We start from the raw sequence: 5,726 nt of genomic DNA, 5'->3' as shown, positions 1-5,726 counted from the left end.
GCTCAGTTTTAAATTGCGATGTGGCTCACTTTTCACTTGCGAAATACATGATTCAATAATTCTTGAGTTTCCGCTATCGCTTCTTCTACCTCTGGATGTTCTTTTAGCTCATTTCCCCCAAATTTTGAAACATAAAGATTTAGAAATATGAAAGAATCAATGAGAAAGAATCCAATTAATACTATTAAATATTGCTCCCAGCGAATAAATAAACTTTCTGGATAGGAATTGATAAATACTAATGAACCTGCTAGGAAGACAAAGTACCAAGTTGCTCTTACTTGCTTTATATAAAGGGCAGCTAGTTTTGGCTTCTTCCATAGCCCAACAATATAAATACCTAAGAAGATAACTATTACAATGGAACAAACAAGAAGTACTGTATCCATTTGCTCTCCCCTTTCTTTTTAATTTGATTATTACATAAACTCGTTTTACTCATTGGAGAGATTCTGCAATCAGCATAGATTCCAGATGATTCCAGCCGTCCGATTGCCCCATTTATGCCATCTTTTTGATTCACCTTGACAAGGAAATGATCCAGCTATGACAGAGGTGTTCCACTTGTGTAAATATCCACATTATCACAGATTCACATTAGCACAGTATTCCGGCTTGGAAAATACTAACAAAAGTCCGTGACACGGCTTTACATGGAGAAGTGGGCATGGTAGGCTATAAGCCTTGTGAAATCGGTGTTTTGCCGATTTCCTCTTTCACAACAACCCATGCCCACAGAGGCTCCATGTCAAGCCACAAACGTATTATTGTAATTAAATGGTAGTGAATTTGTACATTACGCCAGATTTTGGCTGAAATAACGTAGAAATATCCGTTCGAATTTGCAAAAAATCACCCGTTTTTAGCTGGTATAGTGTGCAACTTTACACCACTTGCTAGAAATAAGAATATCTAACCAAGGCTTTAGCCGCTCGCCCTTTACTACCATTCCACTTCTTAATGCTGGCTGGAAGGGCTCGGAGTCCCACCAGTGGAACTTAGGAGCGATTGTCTGTGGTATGCTATTGATTTGGATAGGGCTCTAAAGGCTGGTTATTAGCCATCCGCATCAAAACCACACGGACACAAACAAGGTCAAAGGTGGTGGGAGTGTTGCTATATATAGTATCAAACATACTAGCTCAATCTTGGCAGCGGTGGCTCAAAACTGTCTTAAGTGGACCAAAAAGATGGCAGAGGTGGAATTAACCTATTTCCTTCTTCAGTTTAGGATTAGACTTCTATATCTAAAATTGTTAGAATGTATCTCGATCAATAAAGAGTATAGATAATATCCATCATTTTCCTTTATAGCATGGATGCATACTCCTTTTACAATCTTTCCTTACTAATTATTAAAAATACTAGAATCTCGTTATTACCTAGTCATCACTTTTTTCCTAAAACGACTTTAAGAAATGCCCATATCACTCACGATTCCCTGCCGCTCCATTTCAATTAAATCTATAATTTTTATTAGTTCGCCTACCGCATCGTCAACGGTATATACATCATCTTCCATCAAACTACAGGATATTTTAATGAGTGCTCTTTCTATTTCTACTAGGGCAAGTTTGCGATACAGATTTCTAACAAGATCTTCTTTCAATACTTTTTCCCTTAGCATGTGATTAATCCTCCTAACTAATAGTTTAATAGTTACACCCACACCTATACTCGGATAACTTTAACCACTCGCAACGTACTCTTAGAGATACAATCAATTAAGATACCACCACCCTCTACGATTAATCATAAACTTGATGTATTAACTTTTCTGCCCTCGTTGGTACTTATATAAGTACCACGTTTTCATGTAGTATATGCTAACTTTTTCATATAGTCAAATATTTTTTATTAGGTGGGGCCTATGGAGAAAAAAGTTGTTATAAAAATCAAAGAATTACTTGTTGAACATAATATATCATTAAGAGAACTGTCTCGCTTAACCGATATTCGACATGCGACATTAAGTGAGCTATCAAACCATAAAAGAGAAAACATTAACTTCCGACATATAGAAAAAATAGCAGAAGCATTGGGTGTTGACGACATTAGAGATATTATTGATTTAACAGATGAGTAGTAAAAAATTTATGCACTCTTTATAAAGATGGCGGAAGGCAAAGAAGGTAATCAGTACAGCTTCTTATAGATTTAGTTGAAATTTTTTGGAGATATTAAACTCTACTATATGTTGCTCTAATACTTTTCTGACAATAGGGACTAACCTTTTGGTTGATTATTCGATACTTTAAACCCGCCATCTACTCGCATAATAGCACATACGTTCTTGTTCTTCAATAATTTATCAAAATATTTTTAAATGAATATCATATTTAATAGCCAGTACTAATAAACTTCTAGTTTTAATAAACCTAACTGCGGGGAGGTGGGGATGCGTGCTTGTCGATGGAATTGAATTTACACTAAACCAATAGTTATTATTTCGTTCCTTCTATTCTTATCTTTTCTATCACACAATCAACATTTCCCGCTCCTTCCCTCCACAAGCCCTATCCCACTCCCTCACCCTCCCATACTCCCTCAAAAACTCCAATTCCACCACCCCAATCGGCCCATTCCGATGCTTCGAAATTATTACTTCGAGCTCATTCTCCTTTTCACTATCCTTATCGTAATAGTCATCCCGATACAAGAAAGCAATGACATCCGCATCTTGCTCGATATTTCCTGATTCCCTTAAATCAGACATCATCGGGCGCTTATCCTGCCTTGTTTCTACACCCCGAGATAGCTGAGATAAAAGGATAATTGGAATATCCAGCTCCATCGCAAGTAACTTCAGCTCTCTTGTAATCTCCCCGATTTCGAGATCGCGGCGATCTTTTCTCAGAATCGAAGGCGTGATGAGCTGCAAGTAATCGATAATGACAAGATGATTCCTCTTTGCTGGATCTTGGAGGTGTTTCCGTATTTCTGCACGGATTTCTGCGAGGCTGCGTTTCGTGTCCATAATCTCCAGTTGCCAGTTTGTGAGATTTCCAATTGCGTTCATCGTTCTTTCGTAATCCTCTGGTGAAAAGCGGTTCTTAATATCGCGCCACTTGCCTCCGTTCACAAATGCTTCTGCGGAAATCATTCGTTTGAGTAGCTGGCGTCTCCCCATTTCGAGACTAAACAAAAGCGTCGATCCGCCGTTTTTACAATGACCTGCTGCCAAGTTCAATGCGAAAGCCGTCTTCCCTACAGAAGGTCTCGCAGCGAGGATCATCAAGTCTCCCCGCTGCAGCCCTCCAGTTAATTGATCAAATGAGCCTAAGCCGGTCATATACCCAATATGTTCGGATGCAGGATCTATCAGTTCCTCACTGATCGCCACTAAGTCACTATAGGTGCTTTCTTTTATTGAGGAGGCTGTTAACGAACTGCAATCCTTTAAGTCACCAAGCAGACGGTCTAAGTTTGTGACAGTGGGTTGATTTAGAAACTCCTGTGCGGCTAACTTTGCCTGCTGCAGTTGATAGGATTCTTTCAAAATCTGCTCATAATGTTTGAATGTCGAAGTGCTCGGTACAGATTCGGCGAGATCCGTCAGGTACATGACACCTCCAACTGCTCCGATTTTTTCTCCTAACACGCTCGTGAGAATGACTGCATCTATTTTTTCTTTCTCTTTATAAGCCTCCTCCATTGCCTCAAAAATTACCTTGTGCCGCGAATAGTTAAAATAGTTGGAATCAATCTCGACTTCTTTAAAGAGTGAACTTTCGAGTAGAATGGAACCAAGCAGGCTTGTTTCTGCATAATACGTATCCATGTTTAATTCCATCCTTTCTTTTGAAGTAATTTTTCGAACTGCTCCTCGAAATGTTGTTTCATTTCTGGTGTCACTTTTTTCGCTTCTTCTTCCCATTTTTCAATTTCCGCAAGTGACGAGTCTTTCTCTGTTACTGGCGGATATGCAGCAATTTCACTAAGCATTGGCGGGTACAATTGATGCATCACGTGTGCGCTAAGATTCTTCAAGACCCCGGTATAGTCCATTTGCTTTAAACTTGGAATAAGGATTTTTGCTTTTCTTTTCGTCAGATTAAACTTCGGATACATTTCATTAATCGTCTTTAATATTTCCAGCGCTTCATCAGTTGTCATTGGAATACCTCCCTTGCCCATTCTTCCAGTGATTCTTCTTCTATGTCAGGCTTACTGCTCGGCATTTGGATCAGCTTCTTTCTATTTCTTAACCCTTTCTCCGCTTCATAGTGCCTGATTTCCTCTAATGTTTTTAAGTTGTGGGATTCCCATTCGTTTAAGATTGCTTCGGTATAACTGAATGTCCTCCCGCCTTTTTTCACTGTAATGTGAATCGCTTCTTCAACCACTTCCCTACCAAGTGCATGTATCCATTGGTATAGATCTCTTTTCACAAGCGGGGTCAGCTTGTTGATATTTTTTTCATACGTTATAAAAATAGAGTGCAGTTCCTCTTCGCCGCTTCCTCCTCTTCTCTTTTCTTTAACTTTCTCTTTATGTATGGTCAACTCTTCGGTCAACTGTTGGGTCAAGTTTCTGAACTCCATTGGTGCAGATTCAGAAAAGGATAGACCGGTTAAGCGCATTAAGGTCGAAGCAGGCGCATTAAACAAGCGTCGCTGCCCCAGCCGATTTCCCATATTCATCAATGTGTGCCATAGTGCAATCTCCCCTGTAGACATATCATTCAACATGATCCAGTCCATAAACATATTCTTTTCCCTGTGAAAATTTAATTTTGTCATGCGTTCTTCTCTCCCTTTCATTAAAATGAATCCGCTTTTTAGCTATACTTGCAAACCACGCCAAAAAGGCCAACTGCAGATCGAAGGTTTTATCCCCCGATCTTTAGCGCCTCGGCCCTATTCCACCATATTTTTACGCAGCCAATTTTCCAACACATCTTCCAGAAAGAATATCCTGCCGCCAAGTCTGACATGCGGAAGCTTATTTTCTCTAACTAGATCATAGATGGTATCCCGGTGCAATCCGAGGAAAGCAGCTACTTCTTCAACGGACATGGTACGTGTTTCCATCTGATTTCCCTCCCTTTTACTCCTATAATCGAGATTAGTCGGGATTTGGGGGTATTTTTGAATAAGGAAATAGAAAAAGCGGGTTAATCAGAGAAGTTTTTCTGATTAACCCGCTTTTCAGTATCCATTAACATAAACCCGCCCATCATAACGAGCTGACCTCGTACTGTTCAAGGAAAGGTATCTTGAAGAATTGAATTCCGTAAAACAAAAAGAAGCACTTGGGAAAGACTTACGTGCCCTCCAGCTTGAAGGTTTTTTGGCATAACTTCAAGTTATATTCAAATATGCTTTTTTAATTTCTCTAACTCTTCCATTGTTAACTTTGTTACTTTAAAGATGAATTCTAAACTAGCTCCTTCTTTTATCATTTCCATCGCTACTTGCTTAACTCCTTCAACTCTACCTTCTTTTCTCCCTAGCTCCTTTCCTCTCTCCTCATATGAAATTGGAATTTCCAATATTTTTTCAGCCTCTGGTAAATCCCTAATTTCCTTCATCAACTTTTCCTCCTCTTCTTCTGATATTTTTAAATATGTTTCAAAAAAGCCATATATTAATCGTTGTTTTGCCGAAGAAAGGTATCTTGAAGTATTTAGTATTGGATCCCGTAAAACAAAAAGAAGCACTTGGGGAAGACTTACGTGCCCTCCAGCTTGAATGTTTTTTGGAATAACTTCAAGTTATATTCAT

Annotated in this window: 8 protein-coding genes; 1 reads left to right on the top strand and 7 read right to left on the bottom strand. The window is 39.1% G+C overall.

Translation table 11 applies throughout. From position 1 onward, the window contains the following. Positions 1 to 32: 32 nt before the first annotated feature. A complete protein-coding gene (locus IEX94_RS19115) occupies positions 33 to 389 on the bottom strand; it encodes a type II toxin-antitoxin system SpoIISA family toxin (RefSeq protein WP_188859798.1) in 357 nt (118 codons plus the stop codon). 1,022 nt (positions 390 to 1,411) lie between these two features. Then, on the bottom strand, positions 1,412 to 1,627 hold the full coding sequence (locus IEX94_RS19110) for a hypothetical protein (protein WP_188859796.1): 216 nt from the start codon (positions 1,625 to 1,627) through the stop codon (positions 1,412 to 1,414). Positions 1,628 to 1,870: 243 nt separating this feature from the next. Between IEX94_RS19110 and IEX94_RS19105 the strand changes: the two genes are divergently transcribed. Beyond that, positions 1,871 to 2,086 carry a helix-turn-helix domain-containing protein gene (locus IEX94_RS19105; protein WP_188859794.1) on the top strand — a complete coding sequence of 72 codons (216 nt, stop codon included), beginning with the start codon at positions 1,871 to 1,873 and terminating at the stop codon, positions 2,084 to 2,086. A gap of 390 nt (positions 2,087 to 2,476) precedes the next feature. Here the strand turns inward: IEX94_RS19105 and IEX94_RS19100 are convergent, their stop codons facing one another. The 5 genes from IEX94_RS19100 to IEX94_RS19950 form a co-directional block, all read right to left on the bottom strand. Continuing rightward, the gene (locus IEX94_RS19100; protein ID WP_188859792.1) at positions 2,477 to 3,781 is read right to left on the bottom strand and encodes a replicative DNA helicase; all 1,305 of its coding nucleotides are present in this window, start codon (positions 3,779 to 3,781) and stop codon (positions 2,477 to 2,479) included. 2 nt (positions 3,782 to 3,783) lie between these two features. Continuing rightward, a complete protein-coding gene (locus IEX94_RS19095) occupies positions 3,784 to 4,116 on the bottom strand; it encodes a replicative helicase loader/inhibitor (protein WP_188859790.1) in 333 nt (110 codons plus the stop codon). Then, positions 4,113 to 4,742, bottom strand: a complete 630-nt coding sequence (locus IEX94_RS19090; protein ID WP_188859788.1) for a DnaD domain-containing protein — start codon at positions 4,740 to 4,742, stop codon at positions 4,113 to 4,115. The genes IEX94_RS19095 and IEX94_RS19090 overlap by 4 nt, the downstream gene beginning before the upstream one ends. A 117-nt stretch (positions 4,743 to 4,859) precedes the next feature. Next, a complete protein-coding gene (locus IEX94_RS19085) occupies positions 4,860 to 5,033 on the bottom strand; it encodes a helix-turn-helix domain-containing protein (RefSeq protein WP_188859786.1) in 174 nt (57 codons plus the stop codon). Between the two features lie 281 nt (positions 5,034 to 5,314). Continuing rightward, positions 5,315 to 5,533, bottom strand: a complete 219-nt coding sequence (locus tag IEX94_RS19950; RefSeq protein WP_188859785.1) for a hypothetical protein — start codon at positions 5,531 to 5,533, stop codon at positions 5,315 to 5,317. Positions 5,534 to 5,726: the final 193 nt, after the last annotated feature.

Origin of the sequence: Oceanobacillus indicireducens (assembly GCF_014647195.1) — a bacterium.
GTDB classification, from domain to species: Bacteria; Bacillota; Bacilli; order Bacillales; family Amphibacillaceae; genus Oceanobacillus; species Oceanobacillus indicireducens.
Note: the sequence above shows the minus strand (reverse complement) of the source record. Positions and strands in the feature narration are given on the sequence as shown.

What these genes read in the sequence shown, in the direction of transcription:
- IEX94_RS19115 (WP_188859798.1), bottom strand. Translation starts at nt 389, where the DNA reads ATGGATACAGTACTTCTTGTTTGTTCCATTGTAATAGTTATCTTCTTA.
- IEX94_RS19110 (WP_188859796.1), bottom strand. Translation starts at nt 1,627, where the DNA reads ATGCTAAGGGAAAAAGTATTGAAAGAAGATCTTGTTAGAAATCTGTAT.
- IEX94_RS19105 (WP_188859794.1), top strand. Translation starts at nt 1,871, where the DNA reads ATGGAGAAAAAAGTTGTTATAAAAATCAAAGAATTACTTGTTGAACAT.
- IEX94_RS19100 (WP_188859792.1), bottom strand. Translation starts at nt 3,781, where the DNA reads ATGGATACGTATTATGCAGAAACAAGCCTGCTTGGTTCCATTCTACTC.
- IEX94_RS19095 (WP_188859790.1), bottom strand. Translation starts at nt 4,116, where the DNA reads ATGACAACTGATGAAGCGCTGGAAATATTAAAGACGATTAATGAAATG.
- IEX94_RS19090 (WP_188859788.1), bottom strand. Translation starts at nt 4,742, where the DNA reads ATGACAAAATTAAATTTTCACAGGGAAAAGAATATGTTTATGGACTGG.
- IEX94_RS19085 (WP_188859786.1), bottom strand. Translation starts at nt 5,033, where the DNA reads ATGGAAACACGTACCATGTCCGTTGAAGAAGTAGCTGCTTTCCTCGGA.
- IEX94_RS19950 (WP_188859785.1), bottom strand. Translation starts at nt 5,533, where the DNA reads ATGAAGGAAATTAGGGATTTACCAGAGGCTGAAAAAATATTGGAAATT.